The organism is Pseudomonas sp. PDM21 (assembly GCF_014852505.2).
Lineage (GTDB): Bacteria > Pseudomonadota > Gammaproteobacteria > Pseudomonadales > Pseudomonadaceae > Pseudomonas.
The window spans coordinates 2928427-2947510 of the sequence record NZ_CM181223.1 but is presented as its reverse complement, the minus strand read 5'-3'; the positions used below and the strand labels follow the sequence as shown (position 1 = coordinate 2947510).

The following is a 19084-nucleotide window of genomic DNA, read 5'->3' as shown; positions in this document are numbered from 1 at the left end:
GATGTGGTCATCAGGATGCGTCGCGGTCCTGGGCTACTTGCCCCAGCGCCCAGGCCAGCTCGCGCAATGGTTGTTGTTCGGATTCGTGGATCTGCTGCAGTTGCTGCGTCAGGCTCGGCGCGCCGAAGATGCCGCGGATGCCCTGGTCGATATCGCCGCTGCGACGGTCGAAGGCCTTCAGCGGCGAGCTGTCGTCGAAACCGTCGCTATCGAAGATGCCGGCCAGCGTGCTGCTGCCGAAGACGCCTGCGTCACCGCCGCCGAAGCCCAGGAAGCCCTTGCCACTGCCGTCGCCGAACGACGAGCTGCCAAAGGCCTGGGCAATGAAGCTCTGCGACGGTGCGCCGTTGTTCACGAAGATATTGCCCAGCGGTGGCAGGCCACCGGTTCCTTCGCTGGGGAACAGCGACGGCGGCAGCACCGGCGAGGTGCCTTGCGGCGTGACAACCACCGGCACATCGGGTTGCAATGGCGTGGGCGACGGCAAGGCCGGAACGCCCGGCGTGGTGACACGGAACTCCGGATCGCCATCGGACAGCGAGCCGATCACATAGCTGTCGCCCCGCAGCGAGTTCGCCAGCGCGTTGCCGGCCGCATCGCTGATGCCGCCGGCGTTGACCGCAAGGCCCAGGCTGCCCTGCCCGCTCACGCTGCCGACGGTTACGCGGTAGATGCGGGCATCCACTTGCACGACGGAGAGTATGCTGCCGCTGGCGGAGTTGCTGGTCACCAGGGAGAAATCGCCGGCATCGACGCCGCTGACGTCCTCGTCGAAAGTCACCAGGAAGTTCACCGTGCTTGCGCCGGTGGGCGACGGGTCCAGCCGCACGACCCCGGTGGCGGTGGGCGCGCGGGTATCGACCAGCACGCCATGGCTGTCACCGATGCCGTTCAGCGAAGGATTCAGTGCGTTGCCGGTGGCGTCGCGCAGGGAGCCGCCGTTGGCGGAAAGCCCACTGACCTGGATGCCGTCGGCGTCGTTGTCGCCAGCCTGAACGGTGTAGCGGAACACCAGGCTGTTGCTGCCCGAACCGCTGACGTAATCGGCGTAGACGGTGCGCCCGCCCATGTCGATGGCCAGCTTCGGTGCGCCGTCGACCACCACGGCTTCGCTGGTCTGAACCACGAAGTCGAGGGTATCGCCCGCATTGTTGAGACTCCCCGCAGGCACGCTGACTGCGGTAACGGTCGGCGCATCGCGGTCGACGCTGTACACCGCACCCGTCAGCCCGCCGCTGAGGGCGTTGCCCGTTGCGTCGACGATGTCGGTAGCGCTGCTGTTGAGATTCAACCCAAGGGTGCCGGTGCCGGACACGCCGCTGACAGTGATCTGGTAAGTGTGCGCATCGATCTGCTGCAGACCGCTCAGGGTGCCCGCCGCGGTCCCGGTGCCGACCAGGGCGAAGTCGCTCAGGTCCACGCCGCTGACGTCCTCGCTGAAGGTCACGGTGTAACGCACGCTGCCGGCATTGGTCGGCGACGGGTCGAGGGAGACGATGGCGCTGGGCGTCGGCGCATCCCGGTCGACGCTGTATACCGCGCCGGTCAGGCCGCCGCTGAGGGCGTTGCCTGCCGCGTCGAGGATGCCGGTCCCGCTGCCGTTGAGATCCAGGCCCAGGGTTCCGGTTCCGGACACACCGCTGACGGTGATCTGGTAAGTGCGCGCGTCGATCTGCAGCAGACCGCTCAGGCTGCCGGCGGCGGTGCCGGTGCCGACCAGAGAGAAGTCGCTCAGGTCGACGCCGCTGACGCCTTCGCTGAAAGTCACGGTGTAGCGCACGCTACCGGCACTGGTCGGCGAAGGGTCGAGGGTGACGATGGCGTCGGGCGTCGGCGCCAGGGTGTCGATGATGATGCCGCTGGTGGAGCCCACGCTGTGCAGCGCCAGATCCATGTTGTTGCCGGTGCCGTCACGCAGGGAGCCGCCATTGGCGGAAAGCCCGCTGATCTGGATACCGTCGGCGTCGTTGTCGCCGGCCTGGACGGTGTAGCGGAACACCAGGCTGTTGCTGCCCGAGCCGCTGACGTAGTCGGCATAAACGGTGCGCCCGCCCATGTCGATGGCCAACTGCGGCGAACCGCCGACCACTACCCCCTCACTGGTCTGCACCACGAAGTCGAGGGTATCGCCCACGCTGTGGAGCGCACCCGGCGGCACATTGACTGCGGTCACGGTCGGTGCATCGCGGTCGACGCTGTACACCGCACCGGTCAACCCGCCGCTCAGGGGGTTGCCTGCCGCGTCGAGGATGCCGGTTCCGCTGGCGTTGAGGTTCAGGCCCAGGGTGCCGGTCCCGGACACGCCGCTGACGGTAATCTGGTAGGTACGCGCGTCGATCTGCTGCAGGACGCTCAGGCTGCCCGCGGCGGTACCACTGCTGGCCAGGGAGAAGTCGTTCAGGTCGACGCCGCTGACGCCTTCGCTGAAGGTCACGGTGTAACGCACGCTGCCGGCATTGGTCGGCGACGGGTCAAGGGTGACGATGGCGCTGGGTGTCGGTGCCACGGTGTCGACGATGACGCCGCTGGTAACGCCCACATTGTTGAGCGTCAGGTTCATGTTGTTGCCGGCGACGTCGCGCAAGGTGGCGCCGTTGGCAGACAGACCGCTCACACTGATGCCGTCGGCGTCGTTGTCGCCCGCTTGGACGGTGTACTGGAAGACCAGGGTCGAAGTGCCGGAACCGGAAACCAGATTGGCGAATACCGTGCTGCCGCCGATATCCAGGAGCAGCCTCGGGACGCCGTTGACCAGTACCGTTTCGCTGGTGTTGACCGTGAAGGTCAGGGTGTCGCCGGCATTGTAGGCAGCGCCGGCCGGCACGCTGACACTGCTGACAGTGGGCACCACGGCATCGACCAGCACGCCGGTCGTACTCGCCACGCTGTTCAGGGCTGTGTTGATGTCGTTGCCAGCGCTGTCACGCAGGGTGCCGCCGCCGGTCTGGATGGTCGAGCCAAGGCTGATGCCGTTGCTGTCAAACTGACCACTGGATACCACCAGGCGGAACAGCAGGGCCGTGCTTCCACTGCCACTGAGGTACTGGGCCAGTACGGTGCCTCCGCCATCCAGCGTCACGAGGATGTTCGGCGTGCCGCCACTGGTGTCGACGATCACGTTCTCGCTGAAGTTGACGACGAAATCGAGGTTCTGCCCCGCCACGTAGGTGCCGTTGGCCGGCACCGTGACACTGTTGACGACAGGCGCCACGCCGTCGATCACCAGGTTGGCGCGGCTTGCCAGGCTGTCGATGCTGGCCGGGTCCGGCAGGTCACTGAAGGCATCGTCCAGGCGCGCGTTGAAGATCCTCGCGCCGTTGAGCGACAGCGCGCCGATGCCGGCAATGTTGAGGTCCGCACTCTGGTCACCGGCCTGCACGGTATAGAGGAACGACAGGATGTTGCTGCCGCCGCCGCTCAGGTACTGGGCGGTGCGGTCGATGGTGCCGGTTTCCAGCAGCAGGCTCGGCCTGCCGGAGGTGGTGTCGACGCTGACGCTCTGGTCGAACTCGACGAGGACCAGAATCTGATCACCGACCTTGTAGGTGCCGTCCGGGGTGCCGGCACTGACGCCGACGATACGCGGGTTGGGCTGCTCGACGTTGATCGAGATGATATCGGTATCGGTCTGCTGGCCACCGGAGCCGGACTGCCCCTGGTCATTGGTGATGATCTGCAGCGAAGCCGCACCGTGGTAGCCGGCCATTGGGGTGAAGCTCAGCCCTGCCAGCGCATTGTTGATGTCGGCGAGGGAGCCATCGAAAGTCATGATGGCATCGACTGTGCCATCACCGGCCAGGAACGACAGGCCCGAGATGCTGCCCAGGGTGATCAGACCGTTGATGCCGACGAGCGTCACGCGCAGGTTCCCACCCGCGACATCCACGTCCGAGATGGAGATCGCGTTGCCATTGCCGGCGCTGAAGACCAGCGTTTCGTTCGAGATCACCGTCTGGGCACCCGGCACGCTGTTCACCGGAGCGTCGTTCACCGGGCTGATGTCCAGGTTGAAGGTGGCCGATGAAACCTTGGCGCCGCCCGTGCCGGTATTGCCGCGGTCATCGAGGCTGACCGTCACGATGACGATGCCCGAAGCGTTGGCCGCCGACAGGTAGCTCACCTGGCTGCCGGCGATGAAGGCGTTGATATCGCTGAGGCTGCCGCTGAGCACCAGCTGGTTGGTGCCCGAGCCTGTCAGCGTCACGCCGGCGCCGGCCAGGGCACTGAAGGTGCCGCTGCCCGGGGCGACACTGAAGGTCGCCTGGACCACACCCGATCCGGCATCAATGTCGCTGAAGCTGATGCCATTCAGCACCAGGGGTACGTCCTCGCTGCCGCTCACCGGCAACAACGGCACCACGGGGGTGCTCGGCGCATCGTTCACCGCGTCGACCTGCAGGATCAGGCTGCCGCTGTCGGTCTTCGCCGGGCCACCGCTGTTGCCCAGGTCAGTGATACTGACACCGAGGGTGACGTTGCCGTTGAAGTTCGCGTTCGGCGAGTAGAAGAGGTTCATCCCGGCGATGTAGGCGTTGATGTCCGCGACCTTGCCGGTGAGGGCGATGGTGTTGAGCCCCGTGTCAACCGCGATGTTTCCGCTGACGGTCGCGAACAGGATGCCGCTGTTGGCCGGCAGCGTGAAGGTGACCTGAACGTTGCCGGTACCCGCGTCGACGTCGGAGACAACGATGCCGGTAATGATCCCGGTAGCGTCTTCGCTGAGACTGATCACGCCGGGCAGGCTGAGCTGAGGGGAATCGTTGGCGGCCGTCACGGTCACGCTGCGCGTGGCGTCGGCGCTGTCGAGCTGGCCGTCGCTCACGCTGAAACTGACGCTGCGCGAGGTGGTGTCCGGGGTGTCCGAGCTGTTGCTGTAGGTCACCGAGCGCAACGCTGCCTGCCACTGGGCCGCGCTGGCGCCACTGGCGGAAGTGAAGGTCATTGTGCCAGTGGCGGCGTTGTAGCTGCCGCTGATGTCACCCATGGTGGCAGGATCGTTGGTGAATCCAAGCACATCCTCGGAGGGCCGCAAATTGCCAGTGATCTTCACCGAGGCGCTGTAGAGCAGCGGCGAATCGTTGTCCGACACGGTGAGGCCGCTGTCGACCACCACCGGCGTGGACGCCACGTCCGCCCCTTCGACGAACGCCGCGCTGCCGCCACTGCTAGTGACCGTCGGCGCATCATTGACTTCGACGACTGTAACGCTGGCGGTATCGCTGACCAAGGAGAACGGCGTGGTGCCGCCGCTGCTGGAAGCATCGAGCTTGAACCCCTGCTGGCCGGCTGTGATGCCGCTCTGGTCCCAGGCCTTGAAGGTGAAGCTGGCAGTGGTGCCATGGACGCCGTCGGGCACGAAGCGCACGCGATCGCTGCTGCGCAGCAGCAGCGCCGAAGCCGTGGAAACCGTACCGACGTCCTGCCAGCTGGCGCCGCTGTCCAGGCTGAACTGCCAGGTGCCACCGACGCCGGAGTTCAGGCCGGTGATGGCAATGCCCTGCACCGCGCCCGTGTCCACGTCGCTGACCTGACCGGTGATGAGGCTGGAAACCGCCTGTCCGACGTTATTCACGTCACCGTCGGTCAGCGTGTTGAGCATCGGGCTGGAGGGGATCAATACAGGCGCATCGTTGACGCTGCTGACGCTGATCGTTGCCTGCGCGATGCCTGTCGAGAACGCCGTGCTGCCGCCGTTGGAGCTGGTATCGGAGGTGGAGCGAATGCCGTTGAGGGAAGCGATGCCGAAGGTCTGGTCCCAGGCGCGGAAAGTCAGTGTGGCCGTCCCACCGTTTTTGCCATCGGGCACATAGCGAAGCAGGGTACTGCCCGACAGCAGCAGCGCGCTGCCATTGGACACCGCGCCGACATCGGTCCAGGTCACGCCATCGGTGGAGTACTGCCAGACGCTGCTGCCGGTGCTGGCCGTCAGGGCGATTCCGCTGGCAGGGCCATCGACGTCGGCGTAGGTAACGCCGGCCAGCAGGCTGCTGACCGTGACGGCCTGGGAGCTGGTGTCTTCGTTGGTACCCACCCAGGTGTAAGGGCCGCCGGACAGGGTCGGCGCGTCGTTGATGGCGGTGATCGCCACCTGGACGACGGCGGTGTTGGAGTCGTCGCCAGCGCTGTCGGTGACCACGAAATTGATCTGCCGGCTGGTATCGGAACCGCCGAAGGTCGGATCATCCGAGCTGGAGGAAAAACTCACCGAGCGCAGGACGGCCTGCAGCGCCGCGGCATTGCCGGCCCCGGTGATCGTCAGGACGCCGGTGGCGCTGTTGTAGCTGGTGGCGAAAGCGCCCGGGCTGCCGACGGTGAGGGAGTCGCCGACGCGCAGATCGCTGATGGTGACCGTGGCCTTCTGGAAGCTGCTGCCGTCGTCCACCAGGGTCAGCGTGGGGCTCAGCGCCACTGCGGCGGAGTTCTCGGTATAGCCGATGACGTTGTTGGCCGGCGCGAGCATCGGGGCGTCGTTGGTGGCGATCACACTGAGGGTGACGTTCGATGCTGCACTGGTGCCGCCATCGCCATCGGAGACAGTCACGCTGATGGTGCGCGTTGCGGTGTTGGGGTCGAGCCCGTTGCTGTTCACGTAGGTCAGGTTACGCACCAGCGCCTGGGCTGCCGCCGCGGTGGCCGCGGAGTTGAAGGTCACCACCAGGTTGCTGCCGCCGATGCCCCCCGTGTAAGTACCGATGAGCACTCCGCCGTAGGAGATGTTGGCGCCGGAGACGCTGATCTGGCCGGCAGCGGTCCCCTGGTTGCGGATGCCCAGGACGTCCTCCAGCGATTGCTGGCCGGAGGTGATCGCCACGCGCAACTGACCGCCATCGAAGTTCGCCGAGTCGCTGTCGCTCACCGTGGCCAGGCCCGCCGCATCGATCAGCGTCGGCCCGCTGTCCTCGGTGAAGCTCGCGGTCTTGCCATTGAGCCCGCCGAGCACAGGGTCGGCGTTGGGTCCCTTCAGATCGGTGAGAAGGACCTGCTGCAGGTCCATGTTGCCAACCGATTTAGAGCCGTTGAGCTGGGTGACACGCAGGGTAAAACCGCTGATGTCGTTGAACAGTGAACTGTCGATGTTGACGGTCAGCGGCCCCTGTGCACCCGAGAAGGTGAACGACTGGGTAACCGTCGCGCCCCCGGAAATCGCGCTGACGTCCAACCGGTAGTTGCCGCCGAAGGACTGGATCACCAGGCCGTCCAGGTCGAACTTGCCAAGATCGACGTTATCCGCGGTCCAGGTCAGCTGGTAGTAGTAGTTGCTGTCCCCGTCGGCCACGGAGCTCGTGCTGAAATAGATCGAGTCCGGCGAGCTCTCCCGCACCGCCCCCGTGGATTCACTGAGGGTGAAGCCATCCACCGTGTTGCCGCCGGTGTTGTTGGTCCAGTAGATGTCGCCCAGCGACTGGTTTGCCGAGGGTAGCGCCAGCAGGTCGGCATAATCGGGGCCGCTGTCGGAAGCCCAGGGGCGCTGCGTCTCGATGCTGCCGGTGTGGGCTTCCAGCGTCCAGTTGCCGCCCAGGGCCGCGGCGCCGGTGCGATCGGTGGAGGCAGCCACGTCGGCGCGGGTGAGCGCCGATAGCTGCTGAAGCAGCACTTCGCCGGAGCCCTTGGCCACGTCGCAGCCGTATAGAAGGATGTCGCCGTCGGCATCCAGGCTGTCGCCGATGGCGGACAGTTGCGAGGCCTTGCTGGCCAGGTTGTCGGCGCTGAGCACGGTGTTGCCCAGATGCACCTCACCCTCTTCGCCGTGGCTGAGGATATGGATGGCGTCGATGCCGGTGCGGCCGTTGAGGTACTGGGCGATCTGCTGCAGGCCGTCCTTGTTGCCGTCGAGCACCACCACTTCGGTACCCGGCTTCAGGCTGGCGACCAGTTGCTGGTAATTGGCGACCTTGCTGTCGGCGAACACCACTTCATGGCGCTGATCGGAGGAAGCAGTGGGGGCTGCGGCGAGGGTGTCGTGGGCGGACGAGTCGGTGGGTGTCTTGTCCTGGGCGGCGGGATGATCGGCGCCCTGGCTGGCGGCGGTATCCGCGACGGTGGCGGCGACCGCGCCGTCGAACATCATCCTGGCCTCGAGGCTCAGGGCCAGAGGGGAGCGCATGGCGCCGGACTGATGCTTGCGAACGACCGACGACGCGAACCAATGCCTGAACATATGGCCTCCTCCCTGAGAGCACACACGCAAAGCCGCACCGGCTCCGGTACGACGACTGCAAGCTGGCAAATTGTTATTGGATTGATCTCACCATAATGCCTGATGGAAAGCTGACGTCAATGGCCCGATAGCCGGCATTTGCCGGCAATTCGATCAATAACCGCGAGCCCGACGCTCTCATGGATATCGTCTATGTTTCCTCTCGGCCCGATCGCCAGCGGAATGGTCGGCGGGCCAGTCCCGTGATGAAGCGATAACAACTCAAAGTAGGGAAATGATCATGAGTGAACAGTCCTATCTCGGCTCGATCAGCGGCTGGGCCCCGAACTTCGCACCGCGCGGCTGGATGTTCTGCGCCGGGCAGATCCTCGCCGTCCAGCAGAACACCGCCCTGTTCTCGCTGCTGGGCACCAACTTCGGCGGCAACGGCCAGAACACCTTCGGCCTGCCCAACCTGCAGGGCCGCGTCCCCGTCGGCGTGGGCCAGTCGCCGGGTACATCCATGTACGCGCTCGGTCAGGTCGGTGGCACGGAAAGCACCACCCTGACCACCGCGCAGATGCCGATGCACACCCACGCCGCCGTCAGCACCCTCAGCGCCTCGTTGCCGACCAGCACGGCAGCGGCCACTTCGGCCGCGCCCAGCGCTACCTCGGTGCTGGCAGCCGCCAATGGCGCCTACGGCCGCGACGCCGTCGACGTGAAGATCTACGCGCCAGCACCGGGCTCGGTGAACCTGCCTCTGTCCAGTTCGGCGACGGTCAACGTCCAGCCGGCCGGTGGCTCCCAGCCGCTCTCCATCGTGCAGCCGTTCCAGGCCATCAACTACATCATCTGCGTTTCCGGGCTGTATCCCTCGCGCAACTGACGACTCAAGGAGCACCACATGGATGTCGAAAGCTATATCGGCGTCGTCGCACCCTTTGCCGGCAGCTTCGCGCCGAGAAACTGGATGACCTGCAATGGCCAGCAGATTGGTATTGCGCAGAACCAGACGCTCTACGCGCTGCTGGGCACCACCTACGGTGGCGACGGTGTCAACACCTTCTGCCTGCCCAATCTTGGCGGACGCGCAGGTCTCGGGCAGAACGCCAGCTACCCGCTGGGTGCCGTGGCCGGTACGGAACAGACCACCCTGCTCACCAGCAATCTGCCGATCCATACCCACGGCGCCACTGCGGAGGCCACCGTGCTGCTGCAGCAGTCCAGCAGCGCAGCCAGCTCCAGTCAGGCGACGACCAGCGATACGCTGGCGCAGTCGGTGGGTGCCGCCGGGCGTGACGCCGTCACGGTGCAGATCTACGGCCCCGCGCCGGGCTCGGTACAACTGCCGGCACAGGGGCAACTGAACGTGACACTGGCGACGGCCGGCGGCAACCTGCCCGTATCCATCCTGCAGCCCTATCTGGCGCTGACCCAGTGCATCTGTGCCCTCGGGGTCTTCCCCAGCCGCAACTGATCGACCCGGACCGCTGCCAGGCCCTAGCTGAACAGGGCCTGGTAGTGGCGCTGGTCGCCGACCGTCGCCGCCAACGGTGCCAGGTAAAGTTCGTAATCGCGTCCGCTAGGACTGCTCAGGCGATACTGGGCCTCGAGCAGCAGTACATTCATCGGCGTGGTGAAGATCAGCGCGAAAGGCGTGCGGAAACCACCGCTGACCTCGCGTCCTTCGATCACGTTGTGCAAGGTCAGCTGGACCGGGTCGGGAACGGTGTGCGCGGTGAACACCTGGCCGAGTTCAGAGCTGAATGCCTGGGCCGTCAGGCCCTGGAGGTCGATGAGCATGAGGTCACTCCCTGATCGTTGAATGGCAGGCTCCGCCTTCGCGAAACCTGGAAAACCTGAGCCTGAAACCCTGATCCTGAATGCCTGATCACGAAATCCAAGCCTGGAAAACTACAACAGCCCATGAGCGAGATAAAGACCCGCCCCACCCTGCTTCGCCGCCCCGCCGACAGCGCCGATGAGCCCTGGCTGAAGCGCCTGTTCGCGCAACTGCGCGGCCTGGACGCGGCGCTGATCGCAGCCTGCCCCGCCCTGCTGGACCAGCAGTGGCAACTGCAGCAGCGCATCTTCGCCAGTGACTATCCAGACGCCCTTACCGAACTGATCCTGCTCGACGGCGAACCAATCGGCGTGCTGACCCTGGACGACCGCCCGGACAGCCTGCGCATCCTCGAAATCGGTCTCGAACTGCATCAGCGCGGACGCGGTTTGGGTGAGCAGCTGCTGCGCGAGGTCGTCGCCCACGCCGACCATCAGGGCAAGGCGCTTGAGCTCGCGGTGATGCGCCACAATCCTGCAGTGCGCCTGTACCAGCGCCTGGGCTTCGAGAGCCTGGGAGGAGCGCCGGACGAAGCGCAATGGCAGATGCGCCGCGAGCCCGTTCAACCCGCCTGATCCCTGCGCAACGCTTCCAGCTCCCGGTAAGGCGCATCGGCCCAACGAGCCACACTGTCACGCAGTAGCGCAGAAGCGGAGTTGCGCTTGTCGCGGGAGTCCGCCACGAAAGCCTCACCCGGACGCTTGGCATTCTGCCGGCTCACCGCCATGGCCTGCTCGACCTGCCCAGACGTCAGCCGCAGGCGCTCGCGCAGGCGTCCGCCCAATACCTGCGGCAACTCCTCGTAAGCCACTGCCAGGCCGCCCTGTCCGCGGCACGCTTCCACCGCCAGCGCCAGTAACCGCCCCAGGCGTCGAGCGATGTATTCCTCGCGGGGTGCCACCGGCTCATCGACCAGGTTCAACGGCGACGGACTCAGTTGGCCCGGGATCATCTGCATGCCCGGCATCTTCAGGTGCGATGCAGCGATCTCCAGCGGGTCGCGGTAGAGGAAGATCCACGGCGTTTCGGGGAAGCAACGGCGAATCAGCGGCAACTCGAATAGATTCCACGCATCGAGCTTCACCACCAGATGCTGCGCCGGCGGCCCCGCGTTCTGCGCCAGCGCTGACAGCATCGCGATGACGGCCCGCTCCTGCTGGCCTGCCTCCCACTCGTGGAGGTAGTGACTGCGCAACAGGCTATCCAGCGGACCGGGCTCGGACAGCACCAGGTGACTGTCGAGCCCGGCGAGCATCTGTGCCAACAGCGTCGAGCCGCAGCGCGAGGCGTGGAAGACCAGCAGGCTCGGCGCCAAGCCGGGGCTCGCGCGCTGCCAATCGAGCAGCTCCGTCAGGCCGGTTTCGCGACGGAACGCCAGGTTGAAAGGCAGGCGCAGGGCCTGCTCCACGTCGTCATGGAAGAATGGTCGGGTCAGGCGCTGCTCGCCGAACCAGCACCAGTCCAGGCGCCAGTCCCGTGCGTCACACCAGGCACGAATGGGCCGCCAGCCACTGAGGTCCAGCACGGGGCTCAAGCTCTCCATTGGTCACTCCAGGCTCTGCGGGCCAGGCGCATCGTGGCGCGAACTTCAGCGGCGGAAAAGTGCAGGTCGCGAGCGGCCCCCAGAGCGACCACCCGCGCAACGAAGTCTGCGCTGTCGGTCATCGAGCGCAGCGCCTGGGCGAGCTCAGGCTCCTGCGCGACCTGCACGCGGAACTGCTCAAATGCCAGGGCCGCCCGACCAGGACGCAGGTTCGGCGTATCCGCCAGCCCCTGCTCGATCAACGCCAGCAGCCAGTCGTTGCGCTGGCAGTCGAGGACCAGATGGATGCGCTCCCCGGGCCCCGGATTGTCGACCCGGTGTGGGCGGGCGAGGTCGATGAACCAGCACTCGCCCGGATGCATCGGCACCTGCAGCCCGTCCACCAGGAACTCGACGCCCTCAGGGCTCAGCAACGGCAGGTGCAGGCGCAGGTCACTGTCGGGCAGCCCCAGATCAGGATCGCAGTGCTCGTGAATCCGCGAGCCGCAGCCCAGGCGCAGCAGGCGCGCGCTACGGATAGTCGTACGGAATGCGCCCAGTGCGGCCTGCCAGGCCGCGCTGCGCCGCAACAGGTCGCTGGCCAGCGCTGCGCCCTGCCCCGGCGCCAGCGGCATCAGGGCGTCATCGGGGGTGATCAGTGCAACGCCGCTCCAGTCCCCTTCGTAGAAGCCACTGTTGAAATGCCCTTGCCACGCCGTCTGGTCCACGGCAGCCAATGCGTCGAGCAACGGCTGCAACGGGATGTCCAGCGCGAGCCGGGCGCAGCGGGGTAACGATGTCGCGCTCATGGAACTCTCCCTGCTCCGAGAAAAGCCGCCGCCTCAGAATCCGCTTTCCCTCACACCCAATGCCGCCAGCCGCCGCCAGGCGAGCCCCAGGATCGACTGCCCACTGCCGTCCAGTACGACCATGCCGCGCTGCGGCTGCGCCAGGGCCCACGGGGCATCGCGCAGGCTCAGGCGCACACCGTACTGTGCCTGGACCGGCTCCGCGCGCTGCTGGGCATCGCGGCGCACGGCAATCGGGCCATGATGATCGGAGCTCAGCGCCTCCAGTTCGACGAAGACCGCGCCGTTGGCGTCCACTTCATCGAGCTGCACCAGCACGGCAGGGCGGGCCGGGTCGTCGGCGATGAAGCGCCCCTGCGCACCGCTCTGCACACGCCACAGGTCGGCCTCCGCCAGATAACCGCGCAGGCGCAGGCCTGGCTCCACCACACGCACCAGCACATCGGCAGGCTTCAACCATCGCCCCGGGCTCAGGTCGGGCAGCAGGTCGCGGATGACCCCGGCCTGCGGCGCGCGCAGTTGCAGGCGCTCGCGCTGGGCAGCGAGGCCCCGGTACTGGGCCACCGACTCCGCCAGCCGTTGTTCGAGAATGCCGACATCGGCAGCCGTCTCGCTACGGCCGGCCTGACGGCGCAACTGCAACTGCAGCAGATCGATCTCGCGGCGCACGATGAGCTGTCTGGCATCGAGGTCCGGTGAAGTCAGCTCCAGCAGCAACTCGCCCTGCTCCACCGTCTGGCCATCGCGCACCAGCAGTCGCCCGACCTGGGCAGCCGCCGGTGCATGCAGCGCCACGGCACGCGTCGCCTCCAGCTGCGCCGGCACTTCCACGGCACTGCGCCAGGGCACGACCAGCAGAGCCAGCAGAGCCAGCAGCGCCAGGCCAAGCCCGACGACCTTGTGCGGTGCAGCCTGCTCGCGGCGCTGCCACCATTCATGCAGCTCCCGCCAGATCGGCAGGCCGATGAACCAGACCAGCTCCACCAGCATCAGGAAGATGCCCAGCAGCTTGAAGAACAGGTGGTAGACCGCCAGCGCGATACCGAAGAACAGCACCGCGCGCCAGATCCACGAGCCATACCCCCAGATCAGCAGACGCCGGCGCAACGGTAAGGGCCAGGGTTCAGGCATCGGTTCGCCGTAGCCGAACAGCGCCTCGCGCAGCCGCCAGCGACACAGCGCGAAAGCCCGCGCCTGGAGGTTCTCCACGCCGAGCAGATCGGTGAGCAGGAAGTAGCCGTCAAAACGCATGAAAGGATTGAGGTTCACCAGCACCGTGGTGATCCAGGTGGCGCTGGCCAGCATGAAGGCCGAGGTGCGAAGCGGCCCGTCCGGCAGCAGCGACCAGGCCAGCAGCGCGAACACCGCCAGCACCAGTTCGGCCAGCACTCCGCCGGCGCCGATCAGCAGCCGCGAACGTCGGTCGCTGACGCGCCAGGCATCGCTGACGTCGGTGTAGAACATCGGCAGCATCACCATGAACGCCACCCCCATGCTCTGCACCCGGCAACCGGCCCGCTTGGCCATGAAGGCATGGCCGAACTCGTGGCAGAGCTTGGCGAAGGTCAGCGAAACACCGAAGGCCAGCGCCCCGCCCAGGCTGAACAGATGCGGGAAGGTCGCCAGGAAGCGCTGCCAGTCCCGCGCCACCAGGAACAGCCCGAGGGCGAACACCAGCGGCAAGCCCCAGCGCAGTATCCACCCGCCGTTGCGCTGCAGGACCGGCCAGGCGCGATTGAGAAAGGCATCCGGGCGCCACAGCGGAATCCGGAAGAACAGGTACTGGTGCAGCACCTTCTGCCACAGGCTGCGCTTTTGCAGCTGCGCCTTCTGCCCATAGCTGGCGCGCTGTTCGGCATCCACGGCGGCGATCAGGTCATGCCCGCGCAGGAAGCGCAGGAACTCTTCCAGCTCCTGCGCCCCCAGGGACTCTCCGGTTTCTGCATTGGCCGCCCCCAGCACCCGCTGCGGGTCGCCCAGCGCCCAGTGGCGCAACAGCCGCACCGCAGCGCCGCCGAGTTTGAAGTAGCGCCCGCGCAACGGGTCGGCCAGCGTCCATTGCGGTGCTCCGTCCAGCGCCGGTGCGGCTGGCGACAGCTGCAGGTCCGGTCGCAGCGCCGGCAGCATCACAGGCCCAGGCTCTGCCGCGCTGCCGCCAGCGGCCGGCGCAACAGGTAATAGGCCAGCGGGGCGCGATCGCCATACAGCTTGGCGGTGCCGCGCAGGCCGATGCGCGGGGGCGCCTCGTCGAACGCCGCGTCCAGCCGATACGCCAGTTGCCCGGCGGCAGTGGTCTGGGCCTCGTACGCCGCGCGCTGCAGACGAGCGTCATGGCGGCGTAGCGGATCGCTATCGAGCAACAGTACGACCTCCGAGCCTGGCTCGAGGACGATGGCGTCACCCACTGCCAGGTCGATGCGCAGCTCCGCCTGGTGCGGATCCGCCAGCTCCATCAGGCGCTCGCCGGTCTGCACCGGCTTGCCGGTCCAGCGTTCAGCGTCGGCAAACACCGCAATGCCGTCACGCGGCGCCCGCACTTCGGCACGGGCCAACAGGTCGCGGGCATAGTCACGCTCGGCGCGTTTCTGCTCCACCCGTGCGGCCAGCAGATCAACCTTCGCGCCGGACTCGGCATCGGAGAAAGCGCGTTGTGAATTGGCCTTCAGTTCGGCTTCGGCCACGCCAAGGGAGCGTTCGGCAACATCGGCCTGGGCTTGCAACGTGGTGGCGTCGAAGCGCACCAGCAGGTCGCCGGACTTCACCGCCTGGTTGGGTTTGACCAGCACCTGCTGGATCACGCCATCCAGCGGCGCGGCGATTACCTGGCCATCCAGCGGCACCACTTCTGCCGGCGCCAGCACTGACTGGCGCACGGGCGCAAGCAGCAGCAGGCAGAGCACTGCGGCAATCGCCAGCAGCTTCTTCTTCGGCCAGCGCAGCCGCCACGGCTTGCGCGGCTGCAGGGCCGTCCAGGCATGCGCATAGGCATCGCCCAGTTGCACCAGCAACGCCTGCTCTGCCTCGCTCCACGACTGCTCGCGGGCCAGCCAGAGGCCACCAAAGACTGCGCCGTGACGATCAGCCAGCGGCAACCAGAAGACCTCGCCGGCGGAGAGTTCCTGCCAATCGATCTGCTGTTGTGCGCCCAGCTGCTGGAAGTCCACGCGCTGCGCCTTGCCCAGCGCATCGTGCTGGTGCAACTGGCCGCAAGCCTGCTCGACGAAAGCCACGAAGGGGGCGTTGGGCTCCACCACGCTGATGCCGGTGAGCGCCCGGACCTTGCCCGCGATCATCAGCGCCGCATGGCGGTAACCGAACAGCGCCTGGGCGTCGTTGACCATGAGATACGCCAGTTGCTCCACCGTCGAGCAAGCCCGCGCCTGCCGCTCCAGAGCGAGAAACTGCGCGAAGACCCGCTCGGCCAGACCGACCTGCGGGGCGTTCATGGCGTCTCCGCGAAGCGCGCGGTGCCACTCATGCCAGCCAGCAGGCCCTTGGCGTCCCCCGGCAGCGAAGCAATCAGCGGCAGCATCTGGCTACCCTCGTCGATCCGTGCGCCCAGGCGTTTGACTTCCACCTGCAGCGGCTGGCCAGTCTCATCGGGCACGAAAGTGAAGGACTGCCCCACCTTCAACCGGGACACCCAGCGCGAAGGCACCAGCAGGCGGATTTCCAGGCTGCGGTTGTCGACGATTTCCAGCAGCGGCGCACCGCCGGAGACGCTCTCGAACGGCTGCGCCTTGCGTTGCACCACCTGGCCGTCGAAGGGTGCGACGACCGCACAGCGGCCAACCTGGACCTTGTAGACCTGCGCCTGCGCCTGGGCTTCGGAGAGCTTGGCTTCGGCCAGTGCGACCTCGAAGCGCCCCACGGAGTTGAGCGCCGCCAGCTGGCGGTTGTGACCCAGTTGTTCGCTGGCCGCCTTGGCGCCGGCCTGGGCAGCATTGAGCTGGGCCTGATAGGCCGAGCAGTCGAAGCGCACCAGCACATCGCCCTTGCGGAAGGACTGACCGTCTGCGAACGGCATTTCCAGGATGCGCCCGGCAAGCTCGCTCGACAGCATCGCCTGGTCCCGCGCCCGCAGGATGCCGCGGACATCGCCTGAACCAGCGGAGGACGGCGGGCTCGACAGCAAGGGGTCGTCCTGAGCGGGGTCCGCGGCATAGGCCGCTCCCGCCACGCACAGCGACACCCCAAAACCCAGCCAGATCCCTTTATGCATTGTCAGCTCTCCCTGCAGATCGGCGGAGTCTACGGTACTCCGCAAGCGGCGGATATTGGCCGCAGCAGAATTCCTCCGTAGGCTGGGCTGCCGGTCAACGCCGGCGAAAACCCGGCACAACGCGTCAACCGCTCTAGGCCGGGCCCATCGGACAGACCTCAAGGACCACCGGCAAATGGACGCAGCCAAATTCGATCACCAGCGACTTCACGCCGAAGGTTACGCCCTGCTGCGCCAGGCGATCCCCCTCGCCCTGCTGGAGGAGCTGCGCGCGGCTTTCAATGCCAACGTCCTGCCCTCGGATCGCTGGCCCGTGCCCCGTGGCGTGGACTGGCGCCACGCTCAGATCGACCTGGAGCCGTGCGTTCAAGCGGCTTGTCGACTGCCGCCGCTGCTGGCGGCAGTCGGTGCGTTGATCGGCGAGCGATTCTTCCTCGCCCAGGCCGAGGGGCGTGAACCCCTGCCCGGAGGCGGTCATCAGCAACTGCACCGCGATCTGTCCGCCCTGCGCCCGGGGGACATGGTCAGCGCCCTCGCCTTCCTCGATGACTTCTCGCCAGAAAACGGAGCCACCCGCCTCGCCCCCGGCAGCCACCGACCCGCCCCTGGCCAGCCACCCTTCGACTTCCTCGACGAATCCCACTCCCTGCAGTTGAGCGGCCGGGCCGGCGACATCCTGGTGTTCGACGTCGACCTCGTGCACGCCGGCAGTCTGAACAGCAGCGGCGCGCGGCGCCGCACGATCCTGATCAGCTACCGGGCCGAGCCTCTCTATGCAGCGCACCTGGAGACTTTGGGCCTGCGCAATGTGCGGATGGACACCGCCGAGCGTTTCGATCCGCCGCAGTCGTGCTGAGCGGTACGCCGACTAGCCGGCAACCGCAGCGGACTTCTCCCCCAGCCGCTGGACGAACCGCTGCAGATCGATGATCGCGCGACGATGGGTGCCGGCGCCGATGACGCCCGCCTCGTCGCGGCACTCGACCCGGAACACCAGCGACTTTCCATCGATGGCAATGAGTTCCACCGACGCCGTCACCTTCATCCCCACCGGCGTGGCGGCGATGTGGCTGACGTCCACCTGGGTACCCACCGTGCGCTGCTCAGGTGTGAGGAGGGGGCGCAGTCCTTCGATGCAGGTCTGCTCGATGAAGCCGATCATCATGGCGGTGGCGAACACCGGCGGCATGTCGGCAAAGCCAGGCCAGTCGGTCGCCACCTGGGGCACCGTGTGCCGCTGCGCCACGATCAGGGTTTCATTGTGGGTCAGTCCAACGGCAAGCACTGGCGGGTTCATACGCGTCCGATCCTCATGTTGATGGGCCAGCTGACCCGGTGCCGCGCAGTGGGATCGCCCCAGCGCTCGGCCATGTCGGCTGCGAAGTCATGCAGCAGGTCCTCGCGCCCGGCCTCGCGGGCGCTGCGCACCGCCGACCAGGTGGAGACGTAACCGAGGAACTCCCCGAGGTTCCACTCCAGGCGAATGGCGATCTCCGGGCCGGGAAACTCGGCGAAGGGGAAGTCGAGGGTGGCGTAGCCGCTGTCCACCAGCTTGCGTTCGGCCGGCCAGTAGGGGCCGATCTCCTTCCAGTAGAACTGCTCGAAGCGCTCGCCCAGCGCCCCCTCCAGCCGGAGCACGCCATAGCTGATCAGCGCCAGGATCGCGTTGGGCTCGGCGACCCGCCGCACTTCGGCGTAGAACCTCGGCAGATCGAACCAGTGCGCGGCCTGCGCGGCGGTGATCAGGCTGGCGCTGCGGCTGAGCAGCGGCAGGTCCTCGGCCGGGGCGCAGGCGTAATTGACGTTCTCCTGCGGCGCGGTATGGGCGATCTGGTCCGCACTGGGATCGAAGCCGACCACTGCATTGAAGTGCTCGGCCAGTTGCCGGGTCAGTTGGCCGCTGCCGCAACCGACATCGACCGCAAGCACCCGGTCGGGTGCCATCGCGGCCAGATGTGCGGCCAGCTCGGCGGGATATTCGGGACGGAAGCGCGCGTAGGCCTGTCCGCCTTGGTCGAACCAGTTGCGCAGGTCGCTGGACGGGTTACTCATGGCTGGCGACTCCTGTCTTGAGGGCGTGCTTGGCGTGGCTCAGACGCTCGGAGAAGCCCTGTGCTTCCAGCGCGCGGGCGGCGTCTTCCAGCACGCGTCGCAGCGGATGGCCGATCTCGGATTCCAGCTGCTCGATGGCTTCGAAGGTCGCCGCCCAGTGGGTGTTGAGCTTGCTCACCAGCTTCTTCCCGACCGGCGTCAGTTGCAGCACGCTCTTGCGGCCGTCTTCGGCGCGCTGGCGGGTGATCACCCCATCCGCCTCCATCTGGCCGACGGTCTGGCTGATGGCGCCCTGGGTCAGGTGGGTACGCGCGGTGATCTCGGTGACCGTCTGTGCCCCGGAACGGATGGCTCGCAGCACCGGCGTGTAGCGGGCCCGGTAGTTCATGCCCATCTGCTGGTAATGCTCCTCGGCGCCCAGTTCTACCAGTTCCGAGACGTAGCGCAGCAGTTCACCCAGGCCGGGTTCGTTCTTTCTGTTCATCGCAGCCCTCTC

Annotated in this window: 14 protein-coding genes; 4 read left to right on the top strand and 10 right to left on the bottom strand. The window is 66.8% G+C overall.

Annotation, left to right across the window (positions count from 1 at the left end; all coding sequences use genetic code 11):
- Positions 1 to 10 precede the first annotated feature (10 nt).
- Positions 11 to 8104, bottom strand: a complete 8094-nt coding sequence (locus IB275_RS13720; RefSeq protein ID WP_494514431.1) for a DUF4347 domain-containing protein — start codon at positions 8102 to 8104, stop codon at positions 11 to 13.
- A gap of 334 nt (positions 8105 to 8438) precedes the next feature.
- Here IB275_RS13720 and IB275_RS13715 point away from each other — a divergent pair, with 334 nt between their 5' ends.
- Both IB275_RS13715 and IB275_RS13710 read left to right on the top strand, forming a co-directional pair.
- Complete coding sequence (locus tag IB275_RS13715; RefSeq protein ID WP_192295585.1) at positions 8439 to 9026, top strand: phage tail protein; 588 nt, start codon at positions 8439 to 8441, stop codon at positions 9024 to 9026.
- Between the two features lie 18 nt (positions 9027 to 9044).
- Positions 9045 to 9617, top strand: coding sequence for a phage tail protein (locus IB275_RS13710; protein ID WP_192295584.1), 573 nt, complete (start codon positions 9045 to 9047; stop codon positions 9615 to 9617).
- 23 nt (positions 9618 to 9640) lie between these two features.
- On the opposite strand, the gene IB275_RS13705 is transcribed toward IB275_RS13710, so the two are convergent.
- Complete coding sequence (locus tag IB275_RS13705; RefSeq protein ID WP_138214442.1) at positions 9641 to 9943, bottom strand: DUF6916 family protein; 303 nt, start codon at positions 9941 to 9943, stop codon at positions 9641 to 9643.
- Positions 9944 to 10066: 123 nt separating this feature from the next.
- Here IB275_RS13705 and IB275_RS13700 point away from each other — a divergent pair, with 123 nt between their 5' ends.
- Positions 10067 to 10558, top strand: coding sequence for a GNAT family N-acetyltransferase (locus IB275_RS13700; protein WP_138214443.1), 492 nt, complete (start codon positions 10067 to 10069; stop codon positions 10556 to 10558).
- On the opposite strand, the gene IB275_RS13695 is transcribed toward IB275_RS13700, so the two are convergent.
- The 5 genes from IB275_RS13695 to IB275_RS13675 are packed head-to-tail and all read right to left on the bottom strand — an operon-like array spanning position 10546 to position 16536.
- Positions 10546 to 11526 (bottom strand): sulfotransferase family protein, encoded by a 981-nt coding sequence (locus tag IB275_RS13695; RefSeq protein WP_192295583.1) that lies wholly within the window; start codon positions 11524 to 11526, stop codon positions 10546 to 10548. The two genes, IB275_RS13700 and IB275_RS13695, sit on opposite strands and share 13 nt — an antisense overlap.
- A complete protein-coding gene (locus IB275_RS13690; RefSeq protein WP_192295582.1) occupies positions 11514 to 12314 on the bottom strand; it encodes an aspartyl/asparaginyl beta-hydroxylase domain-containing protein in 801 nt (266 codons plus the stop codon). Before IB275_RS13690 ends, IB275_RS13695 begins: the two co-directional genes overlap by 13 nt.
- Positions 12315 to 12347: 33 nt before the next feature.
- Positions 12348 to 14444: a site-2 protease family protein gene (locus IB275_RS13685; protein ID WP_192295581.1), complete on the bottom strand. Its 2097-nt coding sequence runs from the start codon at positions 14442 to 14444 to the stop codon at positions 12348 to 12350.
- Positions 14441 to 15760 (bottom strand): efflux RND transporter periplasmic adaptor subunit, encoded by a 1320-nt coding sequence (locus IB275_RS13680; RefSeq protein WP_192295580.1) that lies wholly within the window; start codon positions 15758 to 15760, stop codon positions 14441 to 14443. Before IB275_RS13680 ends, IB275_RS13685 begins: the two co-directional genes overlap by 4 nt.
- Positions 15757 to 16536, bottom strand: coding sequence for an efflux RND transporter periplasmic adaptor subunit (locus IB275_RS13675; protein ID WP_192295579.1), 780 nt, complete (start codon positions 16534 to 16536; stop codon positions 15757 to 15759). Before IB275_RS13675 ends, IB275_RS13680 begins: the two co-directional genes overlap by 4 nt.
- A gap of 175 nt (positions 16537 to 16711) precedes the next feature.
- Here IB275_RS13675 and IB275_RS13670 point away from each other — a divergent pair, with 175 nt between their 5' ends.
- On the top strand, positions 16712 to 17392 hold the full coding sequence (locus IB275_RS13670) for a phytanoyl-CoA dioxygenase family protein (protein ID WP_192295578.1): 681 nt from the start codon (positions 16712 to 16714) through the stop codon (positions 17390 to 17392).
- 12 nt (positions 17393 to 17404) lie between these two features.
- On the opposite strand, the gene IB275_RS13665 is transcribed toward IB275_RS13670, so the two are convergent.
- Genes IB275_RS13665 through IB275_RS13655 form a run of 3 tightly spaced genes read right to left on the bottom strand, consistent with a single transcriptional unit; the run spans position 17405 to position 19072 of the window.
- Positions 17405 to 17833 carry a thioesterase family protein gene (locus tag IB275_RS13665; protein ID WP_192295577.1) on the bottom strand — a complete coding sequence of 143 codons (429 nt, stop codon included), beginning with the start codon at positions 17831 to 17833 and terminating at the stop codon, positions 17405 to 17407.
- Complete coding sequence (locus tag IB275_RS13660; protein ID WP_192295576.1) at positions 17830 to 18588, bottom strand: class I SAM-dependent methyltransferase; 759 nt, start codon at positions 18586 to 18588, stop codon at positions 17830 to 17832. Before IB275_RS13660 ends, IB275_RS13665 begins: the two co-directional genes overlap by 4 nt.
- A complete protein-coding gene (locus tag IB275_RS13655; RefSeq protein ID WP_192295575.1) occupies positions 18581 to 19072 on the bottom strand; it encodes a MarR family winged helix-turn-helix transcriptional regulator in 492 nt (163 codons plus the stop codon). Before IB275_RS13655 ends, IB275_RS13660 begins: the two co-directional genes overlap by 8 nt.
- Positions 19073 to 19084: the final 12 nt, after the last annotated feature.

Excerpts from the sequence above, each read along its gene's own strand:
- IB275_RS13720 (WP_494514431.1), bottom strand. The coding sequence starts at position 8,104 with ATGCGCTCCCCTCTGGCCCTGAGCCTCGAGGCCAGGATGATGTTCGAC.
- IB275_RS13715 (WP_192295585.1), top strand. The coding sequence starts at position 8,439 with ATGAGTGAACAGTCCTATCTCGGCTCGATCAGCGGCTGGGCCCCGAAC.
- IB275_RS13710 (WP_192295584.1), top strand. The coding sequence starts at position 9,045 with ATGGATGTCGAAAGCTATATCGGCGTCGTCGCACCCTTTGCCGGCAGC.
- IB275_RS13705 (WP_138214442.1), bottom strand. The coding sequence starts at position 9,943 with ATGCTCATCGACCTCCAGGGCCTGACGGCCCAGGCATTCAGCTCTGAA.
- IB275_RS13700 (WP_138214443.1), top strand. The coding sequence starts at position 10,067 with ATGAGCGAGATAAAGACCCGCCCCACCCTGCTTCGCCGCCCCGCCGAC.
- IB275_RS13695 (WP_192295583.1), bottom strand. The coding sequence starts at position 11,526 with ATGGAGAGCTTGAGCCCCGTGCTGGACCTCAGTGGCTGGCGGCCCATT.
- IB275_RS13690 (WP_192295582.1), bottom strand. The coding sequence starts at position 12,314 with ATGAGCGCGACATCGTTACCCCGCTGCGCCCGGCTCGCGCTGGACATC.
- IB275_RS13680 (WP_192295580.1), bottom strand. The coding sequence starts at position 15,760 with ATGAACGCCCCGCAGGTCGGTCTGGCCGAGCGGGTCTTCGCGCAGTTT.
- IB275_RS13675 (WP_192295579.1), bottom strand. The coding sequence starts at position 16,536 with ATGCATAAAGGGATCTGGCTGGGTTTTGGGGTGTCGCTGTGCGTGGCG.
- IB275_RS13670 (WP_192295578.1), top strand. The coding sequence starts at position 16,712 with ATGGACGCAGCCAAATTCGATCACCAGCGACTTCACGCCGAAGGTTAC.
- IB275_RS13665 (WP_192295577.1), bottom strand. The coding sequence starts at position 17,833 with ATGAACCCGCCAGTGCTTGCCGTTGGACTGACCCACAATGAAACCCTG.
- IB275_RS13660 (WP_192295576.1), bottom strand. The coding sequence starts at position 18,588 with ATGAGTAACCCGTCCAGCGACCTGCGCAACTGGTTCGACCAAGGCGGA.
- IB275_RS13655 (WP_192295575.1), bottom strand. The coding sequence starts at position 19,072 with ATGAACAGAAAGAACGAACCCGGCCTGGGTGAACTGCTGCGCTACGTC.